22 protein-coding genes and 1 tRNA gene are annotated in these 25,546 nt (G+C 69.9%); 9 read left to right on the top strand and 14 right to left on the bottom strand.

Annotation, left to right across the window (positions count from 1 at the left end; genetic code table 11):
- Positions 1-17: 17 nt before the first annotated feature.
- Positions 18-1,580, top strand: a complete 1,563-nt coding sequence (locus tag SLW56_RS10990; RefSeq protein ID WP_267099469.1) for a sodium/sugar symporter — start codon at positions 18-20, stop codon at positions 1,578-1,580.
- A gap of 28 nt (positions 1,581-1,608) precedes the next feature.
- On the opposite strand, the gene SLW56_RS10985 is transcribed toward SLW56_RS10990, so the two are convergent.
- The 3 genes from SLW56_RS10985 to SLW56_RS10975 form a co-directional block, all read right to left on the bottom strand.
- On the bottom strand, positions 1,609-3,402 hold the full coding sequence (locus SLW56_RS10985; RefSeq protein ID WP_267099470.1) for a sensor domain-containing phosphodiesterase: 1,794 nt from the start codon (positions 3,400-3,402) through the stop codon (positions 1,609-1,611).
- Between the two features lie 82 nt (positions 3,403-3,484).
- Entirely contained in the window at positions 3,485-4,048 is a 564-nt protein-coding gene (locus tag SLW56_RS10980; RefSeq protein ID WP_267099471.1) for a response regulator transcription factor, read from the bottom strand.
- Positions 4,045-5,268, bottom strand: a complete 1,224-nt coding sequence (locus tag SLW56_RS10975) for an ATP-binding protein (protein WP_043091040.1) — start codon at positions 5,266-5,268, stop codon at positions 4,045-4,047. The genes SLW56_RS10980 and SLW56_RS10975 overlap by 4 nt, the downstream gene beginning before the upstream one ends.
- Positions 5,269-5,392: 124 nt before the next feature.
- On the opposite strand from SLW56_RS10975, the gene ispG reads away from it, so the two are divergent.
- Both ispG and SLW56_RS10965 read left to right on the top strand, forming a co-directional pair.
- Entirely contained in the window at positions 5,393-6,658 is a 1,266-nt protein-coding gene (gene ispG / locus SLW56_RS10970) for a flavodoxin-dependent (E)-4-hydroxy-3-methylbut-2-enyl-diphosphate synthase (protein ID WP_017913396.1), read from the top strand.
- Positions 6,639-7,349 carry a phosphatase PAP2 family protein gene (locus SLW56_RS10965; RefSeq protein ID WP_267099472.1) on the top strand — a complete coding sequence of 237 codons (711 nt, stop codon included), beginning with the start codon at positions 6,639-6,641 and terminating at the stop codon, positions 7,347-7,349. The genes ispG and SLW56_RS10965 overlap by 20 nt, the downstream gene beginning before the upstream one ends.
- A 556-nt stretch (positions 7,350-7,905) precedes the next feature.
- Here the strand turns inward: SLW56_RS10965 and SLW56_RS10960 are convergent.
- From SLW56_RS10960 to SLW56_RS10925, 8 genes are all read right to left on the bottom strand, one after another.
- Positions 7,906-9,063 carry a TPM domain-containing protein gene (locus SLW56_RS10960; RefSeq protein WP_148828462.1) on the bottom strand — a complete coding sequence of 386 codons (1,158 nt, stop codon included), beginning with the start codon at positions 9,061-9,063 and terminating at the stop codon, positions 7,906-7,908.
- A gap of 2 nt (positions 9,064-9,065) precedes the next feature.
- Positions 9,066-9,755: an aspartate/glutamate racemase family protein gene (locus SLW56_RS10955; protein ID WP_320694824.1), complete on the bottom strand. Its 690-nt coding sequence runs from the start codon at positions 9,753-9,755 to the stop codon at positions 9,066-9,068.
- Positions 9,756-9,885: 130 nt separating this feature from the next.
- Positions 9,886-10,794: a DMT family transporter gene (locus SLW56_RS10950; protein ID WP_267120948.1), complete on the bottom strand. Its 909-nt coding sequence runs from the start codon at positions 10,792-10,794 to the stop codon at positions 9,886-9,888.
- Positions 10,788-11,831 carry a UDP-N-acetylmuramate dehydrogenase gene (gene murB, locus SLW56_RS10945; protein WP_267120947.1) on the bottom strand — a complete coding sequence of 348 codons (1,044 nt, stop codon included), beginning with the start codon at positions 11,829-11,831 and terminating at the stop codon, positions 10,788-10,790. The genes SLW56_RS10950 and murB overlap by 7 nt, the downstream gene beginning before the upstream one ends.
- Complete coding sequence (locus SLW56_RS10940; RefSeq protein ID WP_043091899.1) at positions 11,828-12,883, bottom strand: quinone-dependent dihydroorotate dehydrogenase; 1,056 nt, start codon at positions 12,881-12,883, stop codon at positions 11,828-11,830. The genes murB and SLW56_RS10940 overlap by 4 nt, the downstream gene beginning before the upstream one ends.
- Before the next feature lie 8 nt (positions 12,884-12,891).
- Positions 12,892-13,665 (bottom strand): class I SAM-dependent methyltransferase, encoded by a 774-nt coding sequence (locus SLW56_RS10935; RefSeq protein WP_152236844.1) that lies wholly within the window; start codon positions 13,663-13,665, stop codon positions 12,892-12,894.
- Complete coding sequence (locus tag SLW56_RS10930; RefSeq protein WP_017909983.1) at positions 13,662-13,943, bottom strand: DUF4190 domain-containing protein; 282 nt, start codon at positions 13,941-13,943, stop codon at positions 13,662-13,664. Before SLW56_RS10930 ends, SLW56_RS10935 begins: the two co-directional genes overlap by 4 nt.
- Positions 13,944-14,010: 67 nt before the next feature.
- Positions 14,011-15,543 carry an aldehyde dehydrogenase family protein gene (locus tag SLW56_RS10925; protein WP_267081485.1) on the bottom strand — a complete coding sequence of 511 codons (1,533 nt, stop codon included), beginning with the start codon at positions 15,541-15,543 and terminating at the stop codon, positions 14,011-14,013.
- A 170-nt stretch (positions 15,544-15,713) separates the two neighbouring features.
- On the opposite strand from SLW56_RS10925, the gene SLW56_RS10920 reads away from it, so the two are divergent.
- From SLW56_RS10920 to SLW56_RS10905, 4 genes are all read left to right on the top strand, one after another.
- Positions 15,714-15,790, top strand: a tRNA-Arg gene (locus SLW56_RS10920).
- A gap of 415 nt (positions 15,791-16,205) precedes the next feature.
- Positions 16,206-16,538: a hypothetical protein gene (locus SLW56_RS10915; RefSeq protein ID WP_225851595.1), complete on the top strand. Its 333-nt coding sequence runs from the start codon at positions 16,206-16,208 to the stop codon at positions 16,536-16,538.
- A 545-nt stretch (positions 16,539-17,083) separates the two neighbouring features.
- Positions 17,084-19,528, top strand: coding sequence for a bifunctional aspartate kinase/homoserine dehydrogenase I (gene thrA, locus SLW56_RS10910; protein ID WP_150410774.1), 2,445 nt, complete (start codon positions 17,084-17,086; stop codon positions 19,526-19,528).
- Positions 19,529-19,533: 5 nt separating this feature from the next.
- Entirely contained in the window at positions 19,534-20,493 is a 960-nt protein-coding gene (locus SLW56_RS10905; RefSeq protein ID WP_320694849.1) for a homoserine kinase, read from the top strand.
- A gap of 7 nt (positions 20,494-20,500) precedes the next feature.
- Here the strand turns inward: SLW56_RS10905 and SLW56_RS10900 are convergent, their stop codons facing one another.
- Positions 20,501-20,674 (bottom strand): hypothetical protein, encoded by a 174-nt coding sequence (locus SLW56_RS10900; protein ID WP_320694823.1) that lies wholly within the window; start codon positions 20,672-20,674, stop codon positions 20,501-20,503.
- Positions 20,675-21,295: 621 nt separating this feature from the next.
- Between SLW56_RS10900 and thrC the strand changes: the two genes are divergently transcribed.
- On the top strand, positions 21,296-22,597 hold the full coding sequence (thrC, locus tag SLW56_RS10895) for a threonine synthase (RefSeq protein ID WP_152236966.1): 1,302 nt from the start codon (positions 21,296-21,298) through the stop codon (positions 22,595-22,597).
- A 37-nt stretch (positions 22,598-22,634) separates the two neighbouring features.
- On the opposite strand, the gene SLW56_RS10890 is transcribed toward thrC, so the two are convergent.
- Positions 22,635-22,949, bottom strand: coding sequence for a hypothetical protein (locus SLW56_RS10890; RefSeq protein ID WP_017912246.1), 315 nt, complete (start codon positions 22,947-22,949; stop codon positions 22,635-22,637).
- Positions 22,950-23,252: 303 nt separating this feature from the next.
- Positions 23,253-24,008, bottom strand: a complete 756-nt coding sequence (locus SLW56_RS10885; protein WP_017912245.1) for a helix-turn-helix domain-containing protein — start codon at positions 24,006-24,008, stop codon at positions 23,253-23,255.
- Positions 24,009-24,119: 111 nt separating this feature from the next.
- Between SLW56_RS10885 and hisS the strand changes: the two genes are divergently transcribed.
- Positions 24,120-25,520, top strand: a complete 1,401-nt coding sequence (hisS, locus tag SLW56_RS10880; RefSeq protein WP_267084351.1) for a histidine--tRNA ligase — start codon at positions 24,120-24,122, stop codon at positions 25,518-25,520.
- The last annotated feature ends 26 nt before the right edge of the window (positions 25,521-25,546 follow it).

Genomic DNA, 25,546 nt, shown 5'->3' with positions numbered 1-25,546 from the left:
GCCCGTAGGAGAAGGCAGTGGGGTTGGCGACGTTGGATGTGGCGATCGTGGTGGTCTACCTGGCGGGCATCTTCCTGCTCGCGCAATGGGTGTCGCGGGAGAAGGCCGGGCACCGCAAGAGTGCCGAGGACTACTTCCTGGCCAGCAAGACCCTGCCGTGGTGGGCGATCGGCGCCTCGCTGATCGCGGCGAACATTTCCGCCGAGCAGATCATCGGCATGGCCGGTTCCGGCTACGCGATCGGTCTGGCGATCGCCTCCTATGAGTGGATGGCGGCGCTGACCCTGCTGATCGTCGGCAAGTTCTTCCTGCCGATCTTCCTGCGCAACGGCATCTACACCATGCCGCAGTTCCTGGAGCAGCGCTACGGCAAGTGGATCCGCACGCTGATGGCGGTGTTCTGGCTGCTGCTGTACGTGTTCGTCAACCTGACCTCGATCCTGTGGCTGGGCTCGATCGCGGTGAGCCAGGTCACCGGCATGGACCAGACCCTGGCGCTGGCGCTGATCGGCGTGTTCGCGCTGGTGTACCAGCTGTACGGCGGACTGAAGGCGGTGGCGCTGACCGACATCGTCCAGGTCACCCTGCTGGTGCTGGGCGGCCTGCTGGTCGCCGGACTGACCCTGTCGCGGATCGGCGACGGCGCCGGCGTGCTCGCCGGCTTCCGCCACCTGTGGAACGCGCACCCCGAGCACTTCCACATGATCCTGTCCAGGGACAACCCGTTCTACAAGGATCTGCCGGGCCTGAGCGTGCTGATCGGCGGCCTGTGGGTGATGAACATCAGCTACTGGGGCTTCAACCAGTACATCATCCAGCGTGCGCTGGCGGCCAAGAACATCGGCGAGGCGCAGAAGGGCATGGTGTTCGCCGCGTTCCTGAAGCTGCTGATGCCGGTGGTGGTGGTGGTGCCGGGCATCGCCGCGGTGGTGCTGGCGCCGGACCTGGCCAAGCCCGACCAGGCCTATCCGACCATGATGCAGTTGCTGCCCAGCGGCATCCTCGGCCTGGTGTTCGCCGCGCTGGTGGCGGCGATCGTGGCCTCGCTGGCGTCCAAGATCAATTCGGTGGCGACCATCTTCACCCTGGACTTCTACGCCAAGTTCCGCCCGCAGGCCGACCAGCCGCAATTGGTGCGGGTCGGCCGCGTGGCCGCGGTGACCTCGGTGCTGATCGGCATCCTCACCGCGCGGCCGCTGCTGGGCAATTTCGACCAGGGCTTCCAGTTCATCCAGGAATTCACCGGCTTCTTCACCCCGGGCGTGGTGGTGATCTTCATGCTCGGCCTGTTCTGGAAGCGTGCCAACGAGGCCGGCGCGCTGACCGCGGCGATCGGCTCGGTGCTGCTGTCGTTCGCGCTCAAGAAGCTGTGGCCGGAACTGCCGTTCATGGACCGCATCGGCCTGGTGTTCGTGCTGTCGCTGGTGGCGGCGGTGCTGGTGTCGCTGCTGACCCCGCAGGCACCGGCGCGCGACCTGATCCGCACTGACGACGTGCGCTACGGCACCACGCTGGGCTTCAAGCTCGGCGCCGCGGCGGTGATCGCGATCCTGGTGGCGTTGTACGCGGTGTTCTGGTGAGCCACGGGCCGGCCGTGGCGCGGCACGCTCAGGCGTCGTCGCCCTGCCACGGCTCGGCCAGCCAGGCGTCGAGCGCCTCGGCCGGCATCGGCCGCGCGATCCAGTAGCCCTGGCCTTCGTCGCAGCCCCAGTCGCGCAGCATCCGGTACACGGTTGCGCTCTCGATGCCCTCGGCCACCACCTGTTGGCCGAAGTCGTGGCCGAGATGGATCATCGACGGCACCAGCATGCCGTCGCTGCGGCTGCCGGGCAGGGCGCGGATGAACGACTGGTCGATCTTCAGCGCGCTGGCCGGGATGTTCTTGAGATAGCCGAGGTTGCTGTAGCCGGTGCCGAAGTCGTCGATGGCGATCTTCACCCCGAGCGCGCTGATCTGCTGCAGTTGTTCGGCCACCCGCTGCGGATCGCGGATCATCGCGCTCTCGGTGAATTCGATCTCCAGTGCGCCGGGCGCCAGCGCATGCTGCTGCAGCAGCGCCTGCAGCCGGGCGATGAAGTCGGCCTGTTCCAGGTCCACCGCCGACACGTTCAGCGACACGCTGAAGGTATAGCCGCGCTGCTGCCACAGCGCCGCCTGGGCGATGCCGGTGCGCAGCACCCAGGCGGTGATGCGGCTCATCAGTGCGGTCTTTTCCGCCAGCGGGATGAAGTCGTTCGGCGCCACCGTCCCGAGCAAGGGATGCTGCCAGCGCAGCAGCGCTTCCACGCCCACGCATTCGCCGCTGCGCAGGCTCACCCGTGGCTGGTAGTGCAGGCTCAGCTGGTCGCGCGCCTCCAGCGCTTCGGGCAAGGCGGCCAGGATCCGGAAGGCATTGCGCTGGTTGGCGTCGTGGTTGCGCTCGTACAGGCTCCAGCGCTGCCCACGCTGGCGCGCCATGTCCACCGCGGTGGTCAGCGAGCGCACCGTGTGATTGGCGCTCAGCGCCCCGTCCAGACGCACCGCGCCCAGCGAGGGGCTGGCCGCATGCGGAATGCCCTGGTGGTCGATCGCCGCGGCGAAGGCGTCGCAGAGGTGCTCGCACCAGTACTCCAGATGCGCCGTGTCGCTGCCTTCCATGATGAACACGAAGGTGGTGGTGTCGATGCGGTACAGCGGCAGGTTGCCCAGCGCCTTGCGCAGGCGGTCGCGGGTGGCCAGCAGGTAGCCCTCGGCGTACTCCCAGCCCAGCGCCTTGACCATGTCGCGGAAATAGTCGATGCCGCACACGTCGATCGCCACCGCGGTGTCGTGGTGGTCGGCGGTCTGCAGCGACAGCCACATGGTCAGGTCGTCGTTGAAGCGGCTGCGGTTGGGCAGGCCGGTCAGCGCATCGACGAAGCCGCTGTTGCGCAGGGTGTCGATGCGCACCATCAGCAGGTCGCGCAGGTCCTGCAGGGTGCGGCGCGCCACCTCGTCGAACTCGTGGCGCGGCTCGCTGTCGATCACGCACAGCGTACCCAGGCTGGCGCCATCGGCCATCAGCAGCGGCGCGCCGGCGTAGAAGCGGATGAACGGCGGGCCGGTGACCAGCGGGTTGTCGCGGAAACGCGGATCCTGGCGGGCATCGGGCACCACCATCAGTTCCGGGCTGTGGATCGCGTAGGCGCAGAACGCCTGGCTGCGCGGTGTCTGCGGAACCTCCAGGCCGACCCGGGACTTGAACCACTGGCGCTGTTCGTCGATCAGCGAGACCAGCGCGATCGGCACCCGCAGGTAGCGGGACGCCAACTGTGTGACCAGATCGAAGACCTGGTCGGCCGGCGTGTCCAGCAGACACAGCTGGCGCAGGGCGCTGAGCCGTTGCGGCTCGTCCAGCAAGGCGGGTGGGGGAGACTTCAGCATGCCGGGTTATCGGCCCGGTACCAGGGGACTTGAGCGCCGGTCGGAAGGGCGGTTCAGGCTGCCGCGGCGCCCCGACGCACGCTCAGCGCGGCGGGTCGCGCTGCGGGCTGGGCCGCTTGGCCAGCTTGCGTTGCAGCGAGCGGCGGTGCATGCCGAGCAGGCGCGCGGCCGCGGAGACGTTGCCGCCGGTCTCGTGCATGGCCTGCTGGATGTGCTCCCACTGCAGGCGGCTGAGCGGGGTCATCGCGTCCGGCACGTCGCTGCCGTCCTCGTCCTCTTCCTCGGCTTCCAGGCCGATCGCGCGCAGGATCATCGGCACGGTCGCCGGCTTGGGCAGGTAGTCGTCGGCGCCGAGCTTGATCGCCTCCACCGCGGTGGCGATGCTGGCGTAGCCGGTGACCAGCAGGATGCGCATGTCGGCGCGGATTGCGCGCAGCGGCTGGATCAGCGCCAGGCCGGATTCATCGCCGAGCTTGAGGTCGATCAGCGCGTAGTCCGGCGGCGCCTCGGCGGCCAGCGCCAGTGCGGCGGCGGCGCTGTCGGCGGTGCGCGTCTCCAGGCCGCGGCGGGCGAGGGTGCGCTGCAGGGTGCGCAGGTACAGCGGATCGTCGTCGACCAGCAGGCCCAGCGGGGTGTCGGTGTTCATGCGGAGGTCTCCAGGGCGAGCAGCGGCAGGCGGAAGCCGACCCGGGCGCCGTGGTCCGGCGCCGGCTCGGTCCACAACTCACCGCCCAGGCGTTCGATGGTCGCATGCGACAGCGCCAGGCCCACGCCCATGCTCTCGGGCTTGCCGCTGCGGAACAGAGTGGCCGGCAGGCCGACCTGGTTGGCGTCGAAGCCGCCGCCGTAGTCGCGCACCTCGCCGACCAGTTCGCTGCCGGTGACCCGCACGTTCAGGTCCACCTGCGGGTGGCCGGCGCGTTCGCCGGCGTCGGCGGCGTTGTTCAGCAAGACCTGCAGCAGATGGCCGATGGCGCTTTCCATCCGCAACTGCAGCGGCGCGTCGTCGTTGCGGCGCAGCCGCACGGTCGGCCGCACCAGCTGCCACTGGTGCAGTACCTGCGCCAGCGACACCGTCTGCCCGCCGGCGCGCTGCGCCGGTGCGGCCAGCGCCAGCACCCGTTCGCGGCACTGCACCAGCAGTTCGCGCAGGGTGTCCAGGTCCTCGCGCAACTCCGGCTGGGTACTCTGTTCGGCGATGTCGTCGGTGAGCAGGGTCATCGTCGCCAACGGTGTGTTCAGCTCGTGCGCCACCGACGCGGCATGGGTGGCCAGGGCGACGATGCCCTCGTTGCGGGTGAAGCGCTCCCGCAGCAGCGCCAGCTCGCGCTCGCGCTCGCGCATGGCCATCGCCAGGCGGGTGGAGAACACCAGCACCACCACCGTGGACAGCAGGAAGTTGGCGGCCATGCCCCAGCGCTGCAGGTCCAGCGCCTGGTAGGGGCCATGCGGCAGCGGCAGGCCGAACAGCGCGCTGACCGCATAGCCGGCCACGCAGGCCAGCGCCACCGCCAGCGCCCAGCGCAGCGGCAGGGCCAGCACCGCCAGCGCGATCAGCACCAGGAACAGCGAGCCGAAGGCGTTGCCGATGCCACCGCTCCAGCCGACCATCCAGGTCAGCACGGTCACATCGACCAGGATGTGGCCGAAGGCGGTGGCCGGGGCGGCCGAGTCGGCATGGCGCAGGCGCAGCTGCGCGTACAGGTTGAACAGCGCCAGCACCGCCACGCCGGCCCACAGCGGCGCCTGCGGCAGCGGCAACTGCAGCGGCCAGGTCGCCACCAGGATCGTCGCGGCCTGGCCGGCGGTGGCCAGCCAGCGCAGGCTGCACAGGGTGCGCAGGAAGGAGGCATCGGTGGAATCCATGCTGCGCATCGTATGCGCTGGACCCGGGGGCTGCCTGCGACAAACCGTCGCAGCGGTGCCGCCTGGCTGAATCGGCGGTGCCGGCGCGTGCGGCAGGAGCGGCCGCGCAGGCTAAAATGGGCGCATGTACGATGCCGTCAGCCGCCCCACGCCTCCCGCCGATGCCGCGCCCTGGGCGCGCCGTCTCACCCAGCCGGTCCGCATCGGCGGCGTCACCATGGGCGGCGGCAAGCCGGTGGTGGTGCAGTCGATGACCAATACCGACACCGCCGACGTCGCCTCCTCGGTCAAGCAGGTGGCCGAACTGTGGCGCGCCGGCTCGGAACTGGTGCGCCTGACCGTCAACAATCCCGAGTCGGCCGCGGCGATCCCGCGCATCGTCGACAAGCTGCGGATGATGGGCATCGAGGTGCCGCTGATCGGCGACTTCCACTACAACGGCCACCAACTGCTGGCGGCGGAGCCGGCCTGTGCCGAGGCGCTGGCCAAGTACCGGATCAATCCCGGCAACGTCGGTTTCGGCAAGAAGAAGGACACCCAGTTCGCGCAGCTGATCGAGTTCGCGCTGAAGTACGACAAGCCGGTGCGCATCGGCGCCAACTGGGGTTCGCTGGACCAGGCCCTGGCGGCGCAGCTGATGGACGAGAACTCGCGGCGCGAGGTGCCGTGGGATGCCGGCCGGGTGCTGCGCGAGGCGCTGATCCGCTCGGCGCTGGACTCGGCCGAGCGCGCGGTGGAGCTGGGCCTGGGCCGGGACCGCATCGTGCTCAGCTGCAAGGTCAGCGGCGTGCAGGAGCTGATCGCGGTGTACCGCGACCTGGCGCAGCGTTCGGACTTCGCCCTGCACCTGGGCCTGACCGAGGCCGGCATCGGCAGCAAGGGCATCGTCGCCTCCAGCGCGGCGCTGGCGGTGCTGCTGCAGGAAGGCATCGGCGACACCATCCGCATCTCGCTGACCCCGGAGCCGGGGCAGTCGCGCACGCAGGAAGTGATCGTCGCCCAGGAACTGCTGCAGACCACCGGCCAGCGCGCCTTCACTCCGCTGGTCACCGCCTGCCCGGGCTGTGGCCGCACCACCTCCGAGTTCTTCCAGGAGCTGGCCAAGGTGGTGCAGAACCACGTCCGCGCGAAGATGCCGGAGTGGAAGGTGACCCATCCCGGCGCCGAGAGCATGACCCTGGCGGTGATGGGCTGCGTGGTCAACGGGCCGGGCGAGTCGCGCCACGCCAACATCGGCATCTCGCTGCCGGGCACCGGCGAAGCGCCGGCCGCGCCGGTGTTCATCGATGGCGAGAAGAAGGTGACCCTGCGTGGCGAGAACATCGCCCATGAGTTCGTGGCGTTGATCGACGATTACGTCGAACGCACCTATGTCCGCCGCACCGGGTGAGTCCGCCGCCGAGGCAGCCGGCCTGCGCCGCTGGCTGCGGCTCAATGCCTGGCGCGTGTTGCTGCTGTTCGCCGGAGTCCTGCTGCCATTGGGCGTGTTCGTGGCCCTGGCCGACGAAGTGCATGCGCTGGAAGACCTGTATTTCGACGAGCCGCTGCTGTGGAGCATGCGCGGCCTGACCAGCCCGGGCTGGGATCGTTTCTTCACCGTGGTCACCGAGGCCGGCTACCAGTACGGTGTGATCCCACTGGATACCTTGATCGTGCTGGTGCTGCTGGGCCTGCGCCGCTGGCGCGAGGCGTTGTTCGCGGCGTTGTCCTTCATTGGCTCGGCGCTGCTGAACATGGGCGCCAAGCAGTTCTTCCAGCGCGACCGGCCCAGCCTGTGGGAGTCGATCGCGCCGGAACACCACACCTTCAGTTTCCCCAGCGGGCACGCGATGGGCTCGATGACGCTGGCGGCGGTGCTGATCGCGCTGAGCTGGCGTACCCGCTGGCGCTGGCCGGTACTGTGGCTGGCCGGCAGCTTCACCCTGCTGGTCGGGGTGTCGCGGGTGTACCTGGGCGTGCATTACCCCTCGGATATCCTCGGCGGCTGGAGCGCGGCGCTGGTGTGGGTGGTGGGGCTGTACCTGCTGCTGTTCCGCGGCGAGCGCCGGCCGCGCTGGCGCGCGCGGCGCGCATTGGCATAATTTCCAGTACGCGCCAATCCACACTGCTGGCGCTCGCTGTGCCGTCGCCTCCAAAACCTGCGAAGGATGAACACATGACCAGATCCGAGCGAGCGTGTCAGATTTGGGCAGTGCTGGCGTGGGCGGCACGCCATCGCCAGTCTTTAACCTACTCCCAGTTGGCCGCACTCACGGGCGCACATCGCGCGGGTCTCGGTCAGCTACTTGAGCCTATTCAGTCGTATTGCTTGCTAAATCAGCTGCCCCCGCTCACAGCGATAGTCGTACAGCAGGAGTCGGGTTTGCCGGGAAGCGGCTTTATTGGGGCCACTGCAGAAGAGTTGGGTAGGGCGCAAATGGCGGTTTTCGGATGTGACTGGCTCGCGCATGGCAATCCTCAGCCTGAAAGGTTCGAAGCTGCTGTTCGCCAACGTCCGTCCAATGGAGAGAATTGATTTCTTCCGCCTCATGGTGCGGGCAGCGCTTTATGTAACTGCAAAGCGGCCCACTACCTATTTGTAAAACGGGAAAAGTATTTCCTGTGCTGATGTTGTTCGAGCGTTCGTTGCAGTCTCCGCTACCAGCTCGAACTGGCGCCGCCGCCGCCGGAGCTGCCGCCGCCGGAGGAGGAGTCGCTGCTGGAACTGGAGGACGACGAGGATGAGGACGATGCCGCAGACTCGGCCGCGGCGCGTTCCCTGGCGGCTTGAGCGGCATGGTAGCTGGCGGTGTAGGCGAACACGCCGGGCGCGGTCTCGGCGATATGGCCCTTGCGGATCAGCGCATTGCGCCGCCGTGTGAGCGCCTGCAGGAAGCGGCTGTAGCGCTGCGGCGAGCGGTAGCGCTGCGCGGCGATGGCCAGGGTCAACACCAGGATCAGCAGTTCCAGCGCCAGGAAGATCACCGTCATCGTCATCGACCTGGCCGACAGCAGCACCACGAAGATGCCGGGATTGGCGCTCAGGAACAGGCGGATGAACCACGCCCAGAAACCGCCGCGCGCGGTGTCCTGGACCAGTTCCTCGGGCTTGTCCGACAGGCGCGGATGCCGCCGAAGCAGACGCCTGCGCAGATAGCCGGTCCAGGCCTGGCGCAGCGGCAGCAGCAGCCACACCAGCGCCAGCAGGCCCGCCCAGGCGACGGCGCCGCGCTGCCAGTGCATGCCGTCGTCGGCCGCTTGCGCCAGTTCGGCGACGGCGGCGGGATCCTGCGCGGCGGCGCGGCCCATGAAGTCGAACGCGGCGACGATCGCGTCGGCGGTATCGCCCTGGCGCAGGCGCGGCGCCAGGTAATCGTCCAGCGCGTGCCGGGCGACCACGTCGGGCAGCGCGCCCTCCAGGCCGTAGCCGACTTCGAAGCGCGAACGTCGGTCCTGCATCGCCAGCACCAGCAGCAGGCCGTTGTCGCTGCCTTGCCGGCCGAGCCGCCAAGTGCGGAAGGCGCGCTCGGCCAGAGCCTCGATCGGTTCGTCCTGCAGCGACGGCACGATGTAGACCGCGCCCCAGATGTGCTGGCGTTCGCGCAGGCGCTGCAGTGCCGCGTTGATCCGCTGGGTGTCGTCCGCACTGAGCGTGCCGGCGGGGTCGACCACGTTCGGCGTGTAGGGCGGAATGGCGACGGCGCAGCGGCCGAGCGCCGGCCACAGCAGCAACGCCAGCACCAGCAGGGCGCTCAGCCGGAACGGCGTCCAGCCGCGCGGAACGCTGGCGGCGGCATGTGCGGCCTGGCTGCGCATCGCTAGGCCAGGCTGTACAGGGCGGCGGCTCGCGCGTGCAGCGCGGTCGTGTCGAACAGCGGCACCGCCGCGTCGGCAGGGCCGACCAGCAATCCGATCTCGGTGCAGCCCAGGATCACCGCCTCCGCGCCTTGCGCCTGCAGGCCTGCGATCACCTCGCGGTAGCGCAGCCGCGACGGCGCCTGCACCACGCCCTGGCACAGTTCCTCGTAGATGATGCGGTGCAAGTCCTCGCGCGCCGGCGCATCCGGGATCAGCACGTCGAAGCCGCGCCGTTGCAGCCGTTCGCGGTAGAACGCCTGCTCCATGGTGAAGCGCGTGCCGAGCAGGCCGACGCGGACGATGCCGGCGGCCTGCAACGCATCGCCGGTGGCATCGGCGATGTGCAGCAGCGGCAACGGGACCGCGGCGGCGATCGCGTCGGCGACGCAGTGCATGGTGTTGGTGCACAGCACCAGGAAATCGGCGCCGCCGGCCTGCAGCGCGCGCGCCGAGGCCGCCAGCGCGGCACCGGCCGCGTCCCAGTCGCCGTCGCGCTGGTACTGCGCGATCTCGTGGAAGTCCACGCTGTGCAGCAGCAGCTTGGCCGAATGCAGTCCGCCCCGTTGTGCGCGCACCGTCTCGTTGATGTGCCGGTAATAGGGCAGGGTGGATTCCCAGCTCATGCCGCCGATCATGCCGATCGTCTTCATCGTGCGTCGCTTGCCGCCGTGTCGAGTGCGCGAGGATGGTAGCGGCATCGGTCGCGTGCGGCGACCGCGCGCTGTGCCTGTGTCGGCGATCGTCGGGACGCCGCGGCGCGACGCGGCGTCACGCGCACCGCTAGGCGTCCAGGGTCGGCGGCGTGCCGGCCCCGGCGCACGCTGCGCGCCGTGCCAGCACCGCCTCGCGGTGGGCGATGTAGGCGTTGGCGCCGAGGATCACCAGCGCGCCCAGCACGGTACCGCCGTCCGGCGTCTCGTCGAACAGCCACCAGCCGAACAGCGCCACCAGCGGCAGCTGGGTGAAGCTGATCGGAGTCAGTGCGGAGACCTCGCCGAGGCGCAGCGCATGCGTCCACAGCAACTGGCCGAGGGTGCCGAACAGGCCGGTGGCCAGCAGCCACAGCCAGTCGATGCCGTGCGGCCAGCGCCACACGAACAGCGCCGGCAGCAGCGACATCGGCACCCAGAACGCATAGGTGTAGAACACCACCGTGTTGGCGGCGTCGACCCGCGCCAGTTGCTTGATCTGGATCGCGACCAGGGCGCTCATCACCGCGGCCAGTACCGCCACCAGGGTGCCGGGGCTGAACGCGGCGGCGCCGGGACGCACGATCAGCAGTACCCCGACGAAGCCGCACAGCACCGCCAGCCAGCGCCGCAGGCGCACCGTCTCGCCCAGCCACAGGGCTGCGGCCAGGGTCGCGAACAGCGGGGTGGAGTAGGACAGTGCGATCGCCTGCGACAGCGGCAGATGCCCGATCGCCCAGAACCCGGCGAGCATCGACACCAGGCCGATCGCGGTGCGCAGCAGGTAACGCGGCAGTTGCGCGGTGCGTGGCAGTGGCCGGCCCGGCCGCAGCAGCATCGGCAACAGGAACAGCAGGCCGAACAGGTTGCGGAAGAAGGCGATCTGCAGCGTGGACAGCTGCGCCGACGCCAGCCGGATCGCGACGACCATCAGCCCGAAGGCCATCGTACTGGCCAGCATCAGCAGCGCCGCGCGCAGCGGCGTGGGCGCGGCTACCACTGTGCGCCGACGATGCGCGGCTCCGGCTCCAGGATGACGCCGAAGCGCTCGCTCACCGAAGCGGTGATGCGCCGCGCCAGTCCCAGCAGCTCGGCACCGCTGGCCTGGCCGTGGTTGACCAGCACCAGCGCGTGCGCGGCGGACACGCCGGCATCGCCGTCGCGGTAGCCCTTCCAGCCGCAGGCCTCGATCAGCCACGCCGCCGACAGCTTGCGCTGGCTGTCGTCGTCGCCGGGAAACACCGGCAACGCCGGGTGTTCGTGCTGCAGTGCCAGCGCCTGTTCCAGCGGCAGCAGCGGGTTCTTGAAGAAGCTGCCGGCGTTGCCGAGCACGTCCGGGTCGGGCAGCTTGCGCCGGCGGATGTTGATCACCGCCTGGGCCACGTCCGGCGCACTGGGCGTGGCGATGCCCATCGCCTGCAGTTCCTCGCCGATGCCGGCGTAGTCCAGGCGCAGCGCGTGCAGCCGCGGCAGGTTGAACTCCACCGCGGCGATCAGGTAGCGGTCGGGCTGGCGCTTGAACAGGCTGTCGCGGTAGCCGAACTCGCAGGCGGCCGCGTCCAGCCGCACGAAGCGCGCGTCGGCGCGGTCGTAGGCCTCGACCACGTGCACGAACTCGCCCATCTGCGCGCCGTAGGCGCCGATGTTCTGGATCGGCGCGGCGCCGACCGTGCCGGGGATCAGCGCCAGGTTCTCCAGGCCTGACAAACCTTGCGCCAGCGACCACATCACCAGGTCGTGCCAGCCCACGCCGGCGCCAGCGCGGACGATGGCGTAGTCGGCGCGGTGCTCCAGGGTGTCGATGCTGCGGTTGGCGAAGCACAGCACCACGCCCGGCGCATCGCCGGCGAACAGCATGTTGCTGCCGCTGCCCAGCGGCAGCAGCGCGGCGCCGGCCAGCTCCGGCGCCAGCAGCGCCTCGGGCAGCGCCTCGGGCGCGAAGATCTGCAACAGCCACGGCGCCTGCGCGGCGACATGGAAGGTGTTGAGCGCCTGCAGCGGCGCCTGCGCGGTGAGCGACCAGGCCGTCGTGCTCATGGGACGACCACGTCCCCGCGGCTGGGCGCTTCGCGGCGCCGGCGCATCGCCTCCACGCACTCGCCGATCAGCTCCGGCCCGCGGAACACCAGGCCGCTATAGCACTGCACCAGGGCGGCCCCGGCGGCCATCTTCGCCACCGCATCGGCACCGGAGAGGATGCCGCCGACGCCGATCAGCGGGATGCTCTCGGGCAGGCGCGCGCGCAGCCGGCGCAGCACCAGGGTGGACTGGCCCAGCAGCGGCGCGCCGGACAGGCCGCCGCTTTCGCCACCCAGCGGTTCGTGTTCCAGGCCGGGGCGGGCGACGGTGGTGTTGGTGGCGATCACCCCGTCCACCTGCAGGTCCGACAGCACCCGCGCCGCCGCGTCGATGTCGCTGTCGCTCAGGTCCGGCGCCACCTTGACCAGCATCGGCACGCGCTTGCCGTGGCGCGCCGCCAGCGCTTCCTGCGCCTCGCGCAGGCGCGCGATCAGCTGCCGCAGCGCCTGTTCCTCCTGCAGCTCGCGCAGGCCGGCGGTGTTGGGCGAGGAGATGTTGACGGTGACGTAGTCGGACAGCGCATAGACCTTTTCCAGGCAATGCAGGTAGTCGGACGCGGCGTCCTCGTTCGGGGTGTCCTTGTTCTTGCCGATGTTGATGCCGAGCAGGCCGCGCCGGCGCCGCGCGCGCTCGACGTTGCGCACCAGCGCATCCACGCCCAGGTTGTTGAAGCCCATGCGGTTGATCACCGCCTGCTGCCGCGGCAGCCGGAACATGCGCGGCTGCGGATTGCCGGCCTGCGCGCGCGGGGTGACCGTGCCGATCTCGACGAAGCCGAAGCCCAGCGCCAGCAACGCGTCGATGTGCTCGCCGTTCTTGTCCAGGCCCGCGGCCAGCCCGACCGGGTTGGGGAAGTCCAGACCGAAGGCGCGCGTGGGCATCGGTGCGATCGTGCGCGCCAGCAGCGGATTGGTGCCGGTGCGGTAGGCCAGCTCGATCGCGCGCAGGCCCAGGGCATGCGCGCGCTCGGCGTCGAAGGCGAACAGGAACGGTCGGGCGAGGGAGTACATGGCGTGGCTCAGTTCAGCGTCCCGGCGAAGGCGCGGGTGCGGTAGTGGAACGCGACGACGCCGTCGCGCTGGTGCCGGTCGAACAGCGCGCGCAACGCGTCCAGCATCGGCGCATGCTGCGGGTGGCCGGGCAGCGGCGCGTAGGAGGAGGACAGCAGGCGTCCGCGCAGCGCCTCGAAATCCATGCGCTGCGCGTTGGGGAACTGCGCGGTGCCGCGCAGGCCGGCGCCGAACCAGCGCTGCATGGTGGCATCGTCGTGGTAGCGCTCGGCCACCGCGCTGTAGTCGGTGCCGTACTCCAGCAGCAACTGCTCGTAGCCTTCCAGGAATGGCGTGGCGTCGAGCAGGCGCGAGTTCCAGTACACCAGCGCCAACCCGCCCGGACGCAGCACGCGTGCCCATTCGCGACGCACCGCCTCCAGGTCGAACCAGTGGAAGGCCTGCGCGGCGCTGACCAGGTCCACGCTGGCATCGGCCAGGGTGGTGGCCTCGGCGCTGCCGTCGATGGCGCGGAAGCCCGGCAGGTCCTGCAGCAGCGCCACTGCGGCCTCGCGCATGGCCGCGTTCGGCTCCACGGCCAGGGTCGGATGCCCGGCCTGCAGGAACAGGCGCGTGGAGATGCCGGTGCCGGCGCCGATGTCGGCGACCAGCGCATCGCGCGCCACGCCCAGCTCGCCATGCACCCAGTCCAGCAGCGCCGCCGGATAGCTGGGGCGGTAGCGCACGTAATCGGCGACGCGGTCGCTGAAGCGTTCCCGCGGCGCGGCGGCGTCCCGGCTCACGACTGGGTGCTGGCGAACCAGGCCAGCCCGCCGAAGAACAGCACGAAGGCCAGCACGGCCAGCACGGCCAGCACCACCGCGGCCCAGCCCAGGATCAGCCCGCCCACCGCCAGGCCATCGCCCTGGAAGCGCTGCGGCTGGCGGCGGATCTCCGCCCTGGCCAGATGCCCGGTGATGATCGCGCCGAGGCTGCCGAGCACCGGCATCAAGGTCCAGCCGAGAATGCCGGCGATCAGGCTGACCACCGCCAGGGAATTGGTCTCGCGCACCTGACTCATCGCTGTCGCTCCTTGCAGAAGGAAAGGGGGCGGCGGCCGCAGGGTGCGGGCCGCCGCGCTCGCCGCGTTACAGATCGAACTTGATGCCCTGCGCCAGCGGCAGCGAATCGGAGTAGTTGATCGTGTTGGTCTGCCGGCGCATGTACACCTTCCACGCGTCCGAACCGGATTCGCGGCCGCCGCCGGTGTCCTTCTCGCCGCCGAAGGCGCCGCCGATCTCGGCGCCGGAGGTGCCGATGTTGACGTTGGCGATGCCGCAGTCGCTGCCGGCCGCGGACAGGAACTTCTCCGCCGCCTTCAGGTTCTGGGTGAAGATCGACGAGGACAGGCCCTGCGGCACGCCGTTCTGCATGTCGATGGCCTCGTCCAGGGTGCTGTACTTCATCACGTACAGGATCGGCGCGAAGGTTTCGTGCTGGACGACTTCATCGCTGTTCTTCAGGCCGGTGACGATGGCCGGCAGCACGAAGTTGCCCGGGCGGTCCAGCGCGGTGCCGCCGGTCTCGATGGTGCCGCCGGCGGCCTTGGCCTTGGCGATCGAGTCCAGGAACTGCTCGACCGCGCCGCGGCTGTTCAGCGGGCCCATCAGGTTGGCCGGGTCGGTGGGATCGCCGATCTTGCCTTCGACCTGCTTGTAGGCCTTGACCAGGGTGGCCAGCACGGTGTCGTAGATCGATTCGTGCACGATCAGCCGGCGCGTGGTGGTGCAGCGCTGGCCGGCGGTGCCGACGGCGCCGAACACGATGCCGGGCACCGCCAGCTTCAGGTCGGCGCTCTCGTCGAGGATGATCGCGTTGTTGCCGCCCAGCTCCAGCAGGCAGCGGCCCAGCCGGCGCGCGCACTTCTCGGCGACGACGCGGCCGACCTGGGTGGAGCCGGTGAAGCTGATCAGCGGGACGCGGGTGTCCTCGACCAGGCGCTCGGACAGGGCCACGCCGGCGTCGTTGATCAGGAAGAAGATGTCCGGGAAACCGGCGTCGCGCAGCGCCTCGTTGCAGATCTTCATCGACGCGATCGCGGTCAGCGGGGTCTTGTTGGACGGCTTCCAGATGCAGATGTCGCCGCAGATCGCCGCCAGGAACGCGTTCCAGCTCCACACCGCGACCGGGAAGTTGAACGCGCTGATGATGCCGACCAGGCCCAGCGGCTGGTACTGCTCGTACATGCGGTGGCCGGGGCGCTCCGAATGCAGGGTGTAGCCGTACAGCATGCGGCTCTGGCCGACCGCGAAGTCGGCGATGTCGATCATCTCCTGCACTTCGCCGTCGCCTTCCGGCTTGCTCTTGCCCATTTCCAGCGCGACCAGCGAGCCCAGCGCGTCCTTGTGCTTGCGCAGCGCTTCGCCGCACAGCCGCACGGCTTCGCCGCGGCGCGGTGCCGGGGTGGTGCGCCAGACTTTGAACGCGGCCTGGGCGCGGGCGATCACCGTCTCGTAGTCCTGCTCGGTGGTGGCCTGGACGTCGGCGATGATCTCATTGCTCGACGGGTTGAGCGGCTGCAGCACGCCAGCGCCGGTGGCGCTGGACCACTCGCCATTGCCGAGATAGGTGCCGGAGTTGGTGGCGGCGAGGCCGAGCGCCTTGAGCAGGTCAGCGGACATGGAATCTCCTGGGTTCGTTGCGACAGGGAAGGCGACCGCAGGCGGGGGACGCGGGACGCGCAGCCGGCAATTTTAGCAGACCGGACGCATCCGGCCGCCGCCGCTGGCGGGGGCGGCTGGCGAGCGCAAAAAAAAGCGTGGGCATGCCGTAGAATCCCCGCCAGGCCAATGGCCCCGTAGCTCAGCTGGATAGAGCGGTCCCCTCCTAAGGGACAGGTCGTGCGTTCGAATCGCGCCGGGGTCACCATTTCGTGCATGCCGTCCGCCGCGGCCGCGGCGCCGCCAGCGGCCATCGCGTTGCCTGCCCATGCATCCTGCGCAGCGGCCGCGATGGTGAATCGCGCGGTGTCCGATCTGTCTGCAATAACGTCCTCTACACCTTGTACCGACGCGGCCTGAGCATCGTCCTGCGTAGGCTGCGTCCGTCGGCCACTGCGCTTGGCGGCGATTCGCGCCGCGTACTCTACTTTTGCAGTGCCGATGGACGACGAGGACGGAGTCGCCTCCGCCACGTCCGCCACAAGCGTCCCGCCCGCAACTCCGTGCGGCGGGACGATCGCCGCCGCGCATCGGCGGTCCTGATCGCCTCGGGCCTGGCGTGATCGCCGGCTTGCCGGCACGCCCGCAGCGATTCCCACCCCTATGCGAAGCAGGAGTCAGAGATGAAAACAGCAATGAAGATGGTCCTGGTCGGTTCGATGCTGGCTGCGCTTGCGGCCTGCAAGCGCGACGGCGACCAACCGGCCACCGATCCGAATGCGGCCAACCCGCCCGCAGCGGCCGACGGTAGCCCGGCAGGCGGCAGCACCGCCCCGGCCGGCACCACCAGCGGCGATGCCAGCGGCACCGCGACCGGGCAAGGCACGATGCAGGGCCAGGACGCGTCGCAGGGCGTGCCGCCGACCACGACGTCTCCGACCAGCCCGACTACCCCCCAGGATCCTGCCAACCCGGATCCGCAGCAGCAGCCGCCGACCGATCAGAAGCAGCAGTAAGGCTTGCGCAAAACGCGCGGCGCCAGCGGCGTCGCGCGTTCCCTGCGCGCCGATCGCGCAGGCCTGCATGGACGGCGTTGCGTGTCGCCCGGCGCACCCTGCTTGGTGGCCTTAACGTGGTGTTTCCTGGCTTGGCGCGATAGTCACTTTTGCAACCGTTTGCCAGGGCCGCAGCGCCGATGCTGCGGTCGCACACGCGGCGCTTGACAGCGCCCCGGCGCATGATGTCCTCTTGCGTCCATGCCTCTGGTCTTCGCCCCTATCGCCATCTCGCTTCCGCGCTCGCTTCGGCACGCGGCGGGCGCTGCTGCGGGCATTACCACCGGTATTACCACCCTCACCATTCGCCCGGTGCGGCCCGTCGTCTTCGTCTGATCGTCGAACACCACGGCCCCGCACCCGGATCAGGATGCGGGGGAATCCCTCAGCCTGATGCGAGCGGGGCCTCCACTCCGAGGTCTTCCATGTCGCCCCCCGCCGTCGCTCCTGCTGTCGCCGCTTCGCCCGATTCCGCCGTCGATCCCGCGCTCGCCGCCGCCACTGTCGTGCACAAGTTCGGCGGCACCTCGGTGGCCGATGCCGAACGCTACCGTCATGTCGCGCAACTGCTGTTGGCGCGCCCGGAACGTCTCCAGGTCACCGTCGTCTCGGCGATGAAGGGCGTCACCGATGCGTTGATCGGCCTGGCCGAACTGGCCGCGCGCGGCCACGGCGACTGGCGCGAGCGCTGGCACGAGACCCGTGCCCGCCATCGCGCCGCCGCAGTGGCCTTGCTCGGCGAACATGCCGGCGCCACGGTCGAATGGCTGGACGCGCGCTTCGAGCACCTGGCCGAGATCCTCGCCGCGCTGGCGGTGATCGGCGAACTACCGCGGGAAGTGCTGGACCGCGTGCAGGGGTTGGGCGAGGTGTACTCGGCGCAGTTGCTGGGCGACCACCTGCGTGCGCTGGGCGAGGAGTGCGCGGTGCTGGATGCGCGCGAGGTCTTGGTGGTCGACCGCGGCGAACTGGGCGTGGACGTGGACTGGTCCGCCAGCGCGCAGCGCCTGGCGCAATGGCGCGCGGAGCACCCGCAGCCGCGCATCGTGGTCACCGGCTTCGTCGCCCGCGACCGCGCCGGCCGCATCACCACCCTCGGCCGCAACGGCAGCGACTACTCCGGCGCGATCTTCGCCGCGCTGTTCGACGCCGCCGAGCTGCACATCTGGACCGACGTCGACGGCGTGCTTTCGGCGGACCCGCGGGTCGTGCCCGAAGCGGTGCAACTGGAAACGCTCAGCTACGACGAAGCCTGCGAACTGGCCTATTTCGGCGCCAAGGTGGTGCACCCGCAAACCATGTCGCCGGCGATCGAGCGCGGCCTGCCGATCATCATCCGCAACACCTTCCAGCCCGAGCACCCGGGCACCCGCATCACCGCCAGCAGCGCCACCAGCGGCCCGATCAAGGGGCTGACGCTGAGCCCGGACCTGGCCGTGCTCAACCTGGAAGGCACCGGCCTGATCGGCGTGCCCGGCACCGCCGAGCGCGTGTTCGCCGCACTGCGCAACGCGCGGGTGTCGGTGGTGATGATCTCGCAGGGGTCGTCCGAACATTCCATCTGCTGCGTGGTGCGGCAGAACGAGGCCGAACGCGCGCGCGACGCGGTGCTCTCCGCGTTCGCCCACGAACTGGTGGTGGGCCAGGTGCAGCGCGTGCAGCTGACCACCGGCATCAGCGTGCTGGCCGCGGTCGGCGACGGCATGACCGGGCAGCCCGGCGTGGCCGCGCGCCTGTTCGAGTCCTTGGGCCGCGCCCAGGTCAATATCCTGGCGATCGCGCAGGGCTCGTCCGAGCGCAACATCTCGGTGGCCATCGACAGCGCGCACGCGACCAAGGCGCTGCGCGCCGCGCATGCCGGCTTCTGGCTGTCGCCGCAGACCTTCTCGGTCGGCGTGATCGGGCCGGGCAACGTCGGTGCGGCGCTGCTGGACCAGTTGCGCGCCGCGCAGCCGCAACTGCTGGCCAAGGCCAACCTCGACCTGCGCCTGCGCGCGGTCGCCTCGCGCAGCACGATGCGCCTGGAGCCGCGCGCCTTCGCCGGCGACTGGCGGCAGGCGCTGGCCGCCGGCCAGCAGCCGACCGACCTGGACGCGTTCACCGCGCACCTGCTATCGGCGCATCTGCCGCATGCAGTGATCATCGACTGCAGCGGCAGCGCCGACGTCGCCGACCGCTACGCCGGCTGGCTGGCCGCCGGCATTCACGTGGTCACGCCGAACAAACAGGCCGGCGCCGGGCCACTGCCGCGCTTCCACGCCATCCGCGCCGCGGCCGCCGCCAGCGGCGCGCGCTTCCGCTACGAAGCCACGGTCGGTGCCGGCCTGCCGGTGATCACCACCTTGCGCGACCTGGTCGATACCGGCGACGCCGTTACCGCGATCGAAGGCATCTTCTCCGGCACCCTGGCCTGGCTGTTCAACAAGTACGACGGCAGCGTGCCGTTCGCGCAGCTGGTGGCCGAGGCGCGCGGCATGGGCTACACCGAGCCGGACCCGCGCGACGACCTGTCCGGCACCGACGTGGCGCGCAAACTCGTCATCCTGGCGCGCGAGGCCGGGCACGAACTGAGCCTGGAGGACGTGGCGGTGGAAAGCCTGGTGCCGGAAGCGCTGCGCCAGGCCAGCGTGGACGACTTCATGGCGCGCCTGCACGAGGTCGATGCGGTGTTCGCGCAGCGCCTGCAGGCGGCCAGGGCGCGCGGCTGCGTGCTGCGTTACGTGGCGCGGCTGGCGCCGGGCCATGCACCCAGCGTGGGCCTGGTGGAACTGCCGGCCGACCATGCCTTCGCCAATCTGCGCCTGACCGACAACGTGGTGCAGTTCACTACCCGCCGCTACTGCAACAATCCGCTGGTGGTGCAGGGGCCGGGCGCCGGCCCGGAAGTGACCGCCGCCGGCGTGTTCGCCGACCTGCTGCGGGTCGCGGCGGGCGAGGGCGCGCGCCTGTGAGCCGGATGCAGACGCTGGCAGCGAGCGCCGTCGGCACGGCCGCGCTGCCGACGCAGGCGCGCGCGTTCGCGCCGGCCTCGGTGGCCAACGTCGCGGTGGGATTCGACCTGCTCGGCTATGCGGTGGAAGGTGTCGGCGACACGGTGACGGTGCGCCGCATCGACGCGCCGGAGGTGCGTATTGCCGCGATCCGTGGCACCACCGTGACCTTGCCATTGGAGGCCGCACGCAACACCGCCGGTGCCGCGTTGATGTCGCTGCGCGAGGCGTTGGCGCTGCCGTTCGGCTTCGAACTGGAGATCGACAAGGGCATCCCACTCAGCTCCGGCATGGGCGGCTCTGCCGCCTCGTGCGTGGCCGCGCTGGTGGCGGCCAATGCCTTGCTGCCCGAGCCGCTATCGCGCGATGCACTGTATCGCTACGCGCTGGACGGCGAGGCAGTGGCCAGCGGCAGCCGCCACGGCGACAACCTCGGCCCGATGCTGCTGGGCGGGCTGGTGTTGTCGACACTGGAGCGGCTGGTGCCGGTGCCGGTGCCGAGCGGCTGGCACAGCCTGCTGGTGCACCCGAACGCGACGCTTGAGACGCGCCACGCGCGCGCGGCGCTGGCTGGGGAATACCGGCTCGGCGAGTTCGTGGCGCAGAGCGCGAACCTGGCGCTGGTGTTGGGGGGTTGCCATGCCGGCGACGAGGCGCTGGTACGTGCCGGCCTGCGCGACGTGCTGATCGAGCCGCGGCGCGCGCCGCTGATCGTCGGCTTCGACGCGGCCAAGGCGGCGGCGCTGGCGGCGGGGGCGATGGGTGCGGGCATTTCCGGCGCTGGTCCGAGTGTGTTCGCCTGGTTCGCCAGCCGCGTCGAGGCGGAGGCCGCGGCGCCGGCGGTGCAGGCGGCTTTCGCGGACGCTGGTTTCGGTAGCCAGCACTGGGTGTCGCCGTTGCAGTGTCCGGGTGCGACGTTGCTGTAGCCACTTATCAGAGCAGTGCGTTGTCCGCGCCGCTGTTGCTAGTGTCGTTGCTGTTACCGATTTCGAATTTGCTTTTGCTTTTGCTTTTGCAGTCGCTGTTGCTGTTGCTGTCGCTCTGGTCTTTGCTTTTGCTTTGTTGTTGCTGTTGCCGTACCGGGTTCCCTTCCGAAGCGGCGGCCATCGTGGGGAAACACCCGAAGGGCGGCGTACATGGATGTACGCCGTCCGCGGCAGGGGCAGGATGCCCCTTCCGCGGATCCCCGCGATGGACGCGGACCCGGAGCGCGCAGCGCGGAGGGCGCGAGGCAGGGCGCGCTTTCTTTTGGTTACTTTTCTTTGCGCGAGCAAAGAAAAGTAACTCGCCCGTAAAGGCGAAAGCCTTTGCTGTTGCTGATGCTTTTGCTGTTAAAGCTCTAAAGCTTGAAGCAATAGCAACAGCTTTCGCCTGTCGGCGAGTCACTTTGATCAGCCTTCGGCTGCTGAGGAGCGCTTCTTTGCTTGTGCAAAGAAAAGTAACCAAAAGAAAGCACACCCCGCAGCGCGCCCTCCGCGCTAACGCGCTCCGGGTCCGCAGCCACGACGGGCATTTTTCGACGGCACATCCATGTGCCGGCGAAAAACGACGCGCATCCTGCGCGTCGCCCTTCGGGTATTCGCCCGCCGCGGCTGCCGCGCCGAGGGGCCCCCGGTAAAGCAGAAGCGCAACAGCCAAAGCAAGAGCAAGAGCCAAAAGCTAACGCAAGAGCCAAAGCCAGAGCCAGAAATGCCAGTGCGACCGAATTCCCCTGCCACCGGAACCACCATGAACTTCATCTCCACCCGTAACGCCGCTCCCGCCGTTTCGCTCAGCCAGGCCATCGCCGCCGGGCTCGCCCCCGATGGCGGCCTGTACGTCCCCGAGCGCCTGCCCGCCGCCCGCGACCTGCGCGCCGGTGCCAGCCTCGCCGAGACCGCCGCGGACCTGCTGGCGCCGTTCTTCGATGGCGACGCTCTGGCTGCGGAACTGCCGGCCATCTGCGCGGAGGCCTTCGACTTCGCCGCGCCGCTGCAGCCGCTGGCCACGCCCGGCGACCACGCGCTGGAGCTGTTCCATGGGCCGACCGCCGCGTTCAAGGACTTCGGCGCGCGCTTCCTGGCCGCCTGCCTGACCCGGCTGCGGCGGGGTGCGGAAACGCCGTTGACCATCCTCGTCGCCACCTCCGGCGATACCGGTGCCGCGGTCGCGGCCGCGTTCCATCGCCAGCCCGGGTTGCGCGTGGTGGTGCTGTATCCGGACGGGCGCGTGTCGCCGCGGCAGGCGCACCAACTCGGCTGCTTCGGCGACAACATCCAGGCGCTGCGCGTGGCCGGCTCGTTCGACGATTGCCAGGCGCTGGTCAAGCAGGCCCTGAACGACGCCGACCTGCAGGCGCAGGCGCCGCTGAGTTCGGCCAACAGCATCAGCCTGGGGCGCTTGCTGCCGCAGATGAGCTACTACGCACATGCAGCCCTGCAGCACCATGCCGCGCATGCGCAGCCGCTGAATTTGGTGGTGCCCACCGGCAACCTGGGCAATGCGCTGGCCGCGATCCTGGCGCGTGCGCTGGGCGTGCCGCTGGGCCGGATCGTGCTGGCGACCAATGCCAACCGCGTGCTGCCGGACTTCTTCGCCGGCGCCGACTACGCGCCGCAGCCCAGCGTGGCGACCCTGGCCAATGCGATGGACGTCGGCGCGCCGAGCAATGTCGAGCGCCTGCGCTGGCTGTACCAGGGCGACGACGCCACGCTGCGCACCCAGTTCCAGGCGTACTCGGTGGACGATGCGCAGATCCGCCAGACCATCGGCGAGCGCTTCCGCCGCTACGGCGAGGTGCATTGCCCGCACACCGCCACCGCGCTGCACGTGCTGCAGCAACTGCGCGCCGAAGGCGCGGAGGCCGACGCCGGCGATTGGGCGGTGGCGGCCACCGCGCATCCGGCCAAGTTCGAAGGGGTGGTGGAGCCGCTGATCGGCCAGCCGGTGGCGGTGCCGCCGGCCTTGGCGGCGCTGCTGCAGCGGCCCGCGCAGGCCGAGCCGATCGCGCCGGACTACGCGGCGCTGCGCGCGCGGCTGCTGGCCGGCTGAGCAGCGCAGGCCGGGGCGCGCGAGCGCGCCCGACGGCTTAGTCGGACGGCTGCAACCGCTGCCAGGCGGCCAGGACGATGCCGCGGACCTGCAGCCAGTCCAGGCGCGAGCGCGGATGGTCGCGCAGGAACACGTCGCGCAGTTGCGCGACCACCTCTTCCACGCGCTGGCCGTGGTACTTGAGGTAGGCATCGTAGGCCAGCTTCAGCGCCGGCTCGTAGTCGTGGAACGTGTAACCGGGCTGATGGAAGGGGCTGTGTGCGTAATGCGCCTTCCAGAACTCCAGTTCGCGCTCGCGGTCCAGCATCACGCAGGCGCGCGAGGCGTGTTGCATCTCGATGGCGACGGCCATGTTGGCCCTCCGAGTGGTCCCCCCACCGGCACCGCGGCGGCGCCGCAGGTGTGTTGCGCACGCAGTGTATGCCGGTCGGGCGTCGCCGCCGCGATGGCCGGCTGAAGCGTTCAGAGCTGGCGGTGCGGCAGTGCTGCACGCGGCAGCAAACCGGTGATCGGTTGGCCGCCGGCGGGCGGGCGCTGCACGGTTGTCCACACGCGATGTGGAGCGTTGCTCTGGAATCCTGTGGATAAGTGGCCAGGCGCCGCATGGCGTCGGTGCCTGCAGCGGCGTGGCGAAAAAATCGCCACGCCGGTCCGCTCAGTCTTCGTCCGACGCCAGCCGGTGCAGTGCGGCGAAGTCGCGGATCTCCACCACGTGCAGTTGCGGCAGCGCGATCAGGCCCTGCTGGCGCAGCTTGGTGAAGGTACGGCTGACCGTCTCCATGGTCAGGCCGAGATGGTCGGCGATGTCGCCGCGGCCCATCGGCAGCACCACCTTGTTGCCGGCATCGCCCTGGCGCGCCGCGCGGGCCGCCAGCTTGAGCAGGAAGTCGGCCAGTTTCTCGGCCGGCTGCAGCCGCGCCAGCGACAGCGCCGCGTCCTGCGCCGCATCCAGCTCCAGGCAGGCGCGTTGCAGCAGCTTGCGCTCCAGGTGCGGGAACTGCGTGCGCAACTGCTGCATCTGCGCCACCGGCACCCGGCACACCCGGCTGTCGGCGATGGCTTCGATGTCGTGGCGGTGCCTGGCCGATTCGCTCAGGCCGACGTAGTCGCCGGGCAGGACGAAACCGGCCACCTGGCGGCGTCCGTCGGCAAGGGTGCGGACCAGGCGCAGCGCGCCGGCGGTGACGGTGTAGACCGCCTGTCGTGCCTCGCCGGTGCGCGCCAGAGTGGCGCCGGCGGCGTAGTGCAGCGAGGTCGTGGCCCGTTCCAGCGCCTGCACCTCGTCGCAGGCCAGCGCCGAGCAGATCGCCAGGTGGCGGACCGCGCAATGCAGGCACTCGTTGCCGCGCGGTTCGCGCGGGGCGGACGCGTCGGCGTAGGGCAGGGCGAATCCGGAAGGAGGCCTGTTCATGGGCGGGGCAGCGGCTTCGGCACAGGCGAATGATACGCCGATGCGGCCGCGCGTGGCCGGTGCGGCTAGAATTGGCGTCCCGCTCGCCCCCGAATCGCAGGAGTTCCGCACGTGATCAAGCCCCGTACGCCGCCCGGCATCATGGAATTGCTGCCACGCGAGCAGATCGCGTTCCAGCGCATGCTGGACGTCATCCGCCGCAATTACGAGCGGTTCGGGTTCCTGCCGGTGGAGACGCCGGTGTTCGAGCTGTCCGACGTGCTGCTGACCAAGTCCGGCGGCGAGACCGAGCGCCAAGTGTACTTCGTGCAGTCCACCGGTGCGCTGGCCAATGCCGCGGCCGAGGGCGGCGAGGGCGGGCTGCCGGAACTGGCGCTGCGCTTCGACCTGACCGTGCCGCTGGCCCGCTACGTGGCCGAGCACGAACACGAGCTGAGCTTCCCGTTCCGGCGCTACCAGATGCAGCGCGTGTACCGCGGCGAACGCGCCCAGCGTGGCCGCTTCCGCGAGTTCTACCAGTGCGACATCGACGTGATCGGCAAGGACGCGCTGAGCATCCGTTACGACGCCGAGGTGCTGGCGGTGATCCACGCGGTGTTCGCCGAGCTGGGCATCGGCGATTTCGCGGTGCAGTTGAACAACCGCAAGCTGATGCGCGGTTTCTTCGAGAGCCTGGGCGTGGCCGAGGGCGAGCGCCAGCTCGCGGTGCTGCGCGAGGTTGACAAGCTGGACAAGCGCGGCGCCGACTACGTGCGCGAGACGCTCACCGGCGAAGGCTTCGGCATTCCTGCCGAGCAGGTGCAGCGCATCCTCGACTTCGTCGCGGTCCGCTCCAGCGGCCACGACGACGCGTTGGCGCGGCTGCAGGCGCTTGAGGCCGATGCGGCGTCCAGTGCGACCCTGCGCGAGGGCGTGGTCGAACTGCGCGAGGTGCTGGCCCTGGTCAAGGCGCTGGGCGTGCCTGAGACCGCGTACTGCCTCAATTTCTCCATCGCCCGCGGCCTGGACTACTACACCGGCACCGTCTACGAGACCTTGCTGACCGACTACCCGCAGATCGGCTCGATCTGCTCGGGCGGCCGCTACGAGGATCTGGCCAGCCACTACAGCAAATCCAAGCTGCCCGGCGTGGGCATCTCCATCGGCCTGACCCGGCTGTTCTGGCAGTTGCGCGAGGCCGGCCTGATCGACGGCATCGCCTCCAGCAGCGTGCAGGCCATGGTGGCGCTGATGGACGAAGCCAAGCTGGACGACGCGCTGGACATCGCGCGGCGCCTGCGCGCCGGCGGCATCAACACCGAAGTGCAGATGGAGCCGAAGAAGATCGGCAAGCAGTTCCAGTACGCGGCCCGTGCCGGCATCCGCTTTGTGGTGCTGGCCGGCGACGACGAGCTGGCGCGCGGGGTGGTCGCGGTCAAGGACCTGCTGCGCGAGCAGCAGTTCGAGATCGCCCGCGACGAACTGGCCAGCACGCTGCAGGTGGAGCTGGAGCAGGCCAAGGTGATGGCCTGAGTCTGGCGGCGGCGGCCGGCAACGGC

Source organism: Xanthomonas sp. LF07-6 (assembly GCF_034105445.1).
Classification (GTDB): Bacteria; Pseudomonadota; Gammaproteobacteria; order Xanthomonadales; family Xanthomonadaceae; genus Xanthomonas_A; species Xanthomonas_A sontii.
The sequence above is the reverse complement of the archived record's forward strand: the minus strand, read 5'-3'. Positions and strand labels throughout refer to the sequence as shown.

Bases quoted from the DNA above. Each gene is read 5' to 3' on its own strand.
- SLW56_RS10985 (WP_267099470.1), bottom strand. From the start codon at position 3,402: ATGCTGAAGTCTCCCCCACCCGCCTTGCTGGACGAGCCGCAACGGCTC.
- SLW56_RS10980 (WP_267099471.1), bottom strand. From the start codon at position 4,048: ATGAACACCGACACCCCGCTGGGCCTGCTGGTCGACGACGATCCGCTG.
- SLW56_RS10975 (WP_043091040.1), bottom strand. From the start codon at position 5,268: ATGGATTCCACCGATGCCTCCTTCCTGCGCACCCTGTGCAGCCTGCGC.
- ispG (WP_017913396.1), top strand. From the start codon at position 5,393: ATGTACGATGCCGTCAGCCGCCCCACGCCTCCCGCCGATGCCGCGCCC.
- SLW56_RS10965 (WP_267099472.1), top strand. From the start codon at position 6,639: ATGTCCGCCGCACCGGGTGAGTCCGCCGCCGAGGCAGCCGGCCTGCGC.
- SLW56_RS10960 (WP_148828462.1), bottom strand. From the start codon at position 9,063: ATGCGCAGCCAGGCCGCACATGCCGCCGCCAGCGTTCCGCGCGGCTGG.
- SLW56_RS10955 (WP_320694824.1), bottom strand. From the start codon at position 9,755: ATGAAGACGATCGGCATGATCGGCGGCATGAGCTGGGAATCCACCCTG.
- murB (WP_267120947.1), bottom strand. From the start codon at position 11,831: ATGAGCACGACGGCCTGGTCGCTCACCGCGCAGGCGCCGCTGCAGGCG.
- SLW56_RS10940 (WP_043091899.1), bottom strand. From the start codon at position 12,883: ATGTACTCCCTCGCCCGACCGTTCCTGTTCGCCTTCGACGCCGAGCGC.
- SLW56_RS10930 (WP_017909983.1), bottom strand. From the start codon at position 13,943: ATGAGTCAGGTGCGCGAGACCAATTCCCTGGCGGTGGTCAGCCTGATC.
- SLW56_RS10925 (WP_267081485.1), bottom strand. From the start codon at position 15,543: ATGTCCGCTGACCTGCTCAAGGCGCTCGGCCTCGCCGCCACCAACTCC.
- SLW56_RS10915 (WP_225851595.1), top strand. From the start codon at position 16,206: ATGAAAACAGCAATGAAGATGGTCCTGGTCGGTTCGATGCTGGCTGCG.
- SLW56_RS10905 (WP_320694849.1), top strand. From the start codon at position 19,534: ATGCAGACGCTGGCAGCGAGCGCCGTCGGCACGGCCGCGCTGCCGACG.
- SLW56_RS10900 (WP_320694823.1), bottom strand. From the start codon at position 20,674: ATGGCCGCCGCTTCGGAAGGGAACCCGGTACGGCAACAGCAACAACAA.
- thrC (WP_152236966.1), top strand. From the start codon at position 21,296: ATGAACTTCATCTCCACCCGTAACGCCGCTCCCGCCGTTTCGCTCAGC.
- SLW56_RS10890 (WP_017912246.1), bottom strand. From the start codon at position 22,949: ATGGCCGTCGCCATCGAGATGCAACACGCCTCGCGCGCCTGCGTGATG.
- SLW56_RS10885 (WP_017912245.1), bottom strand. From the start codon at position 24,008: ATGAACAGGCCTCCTTCCGGATTCGCCCTGCCCTACGCCGACGCGTCC.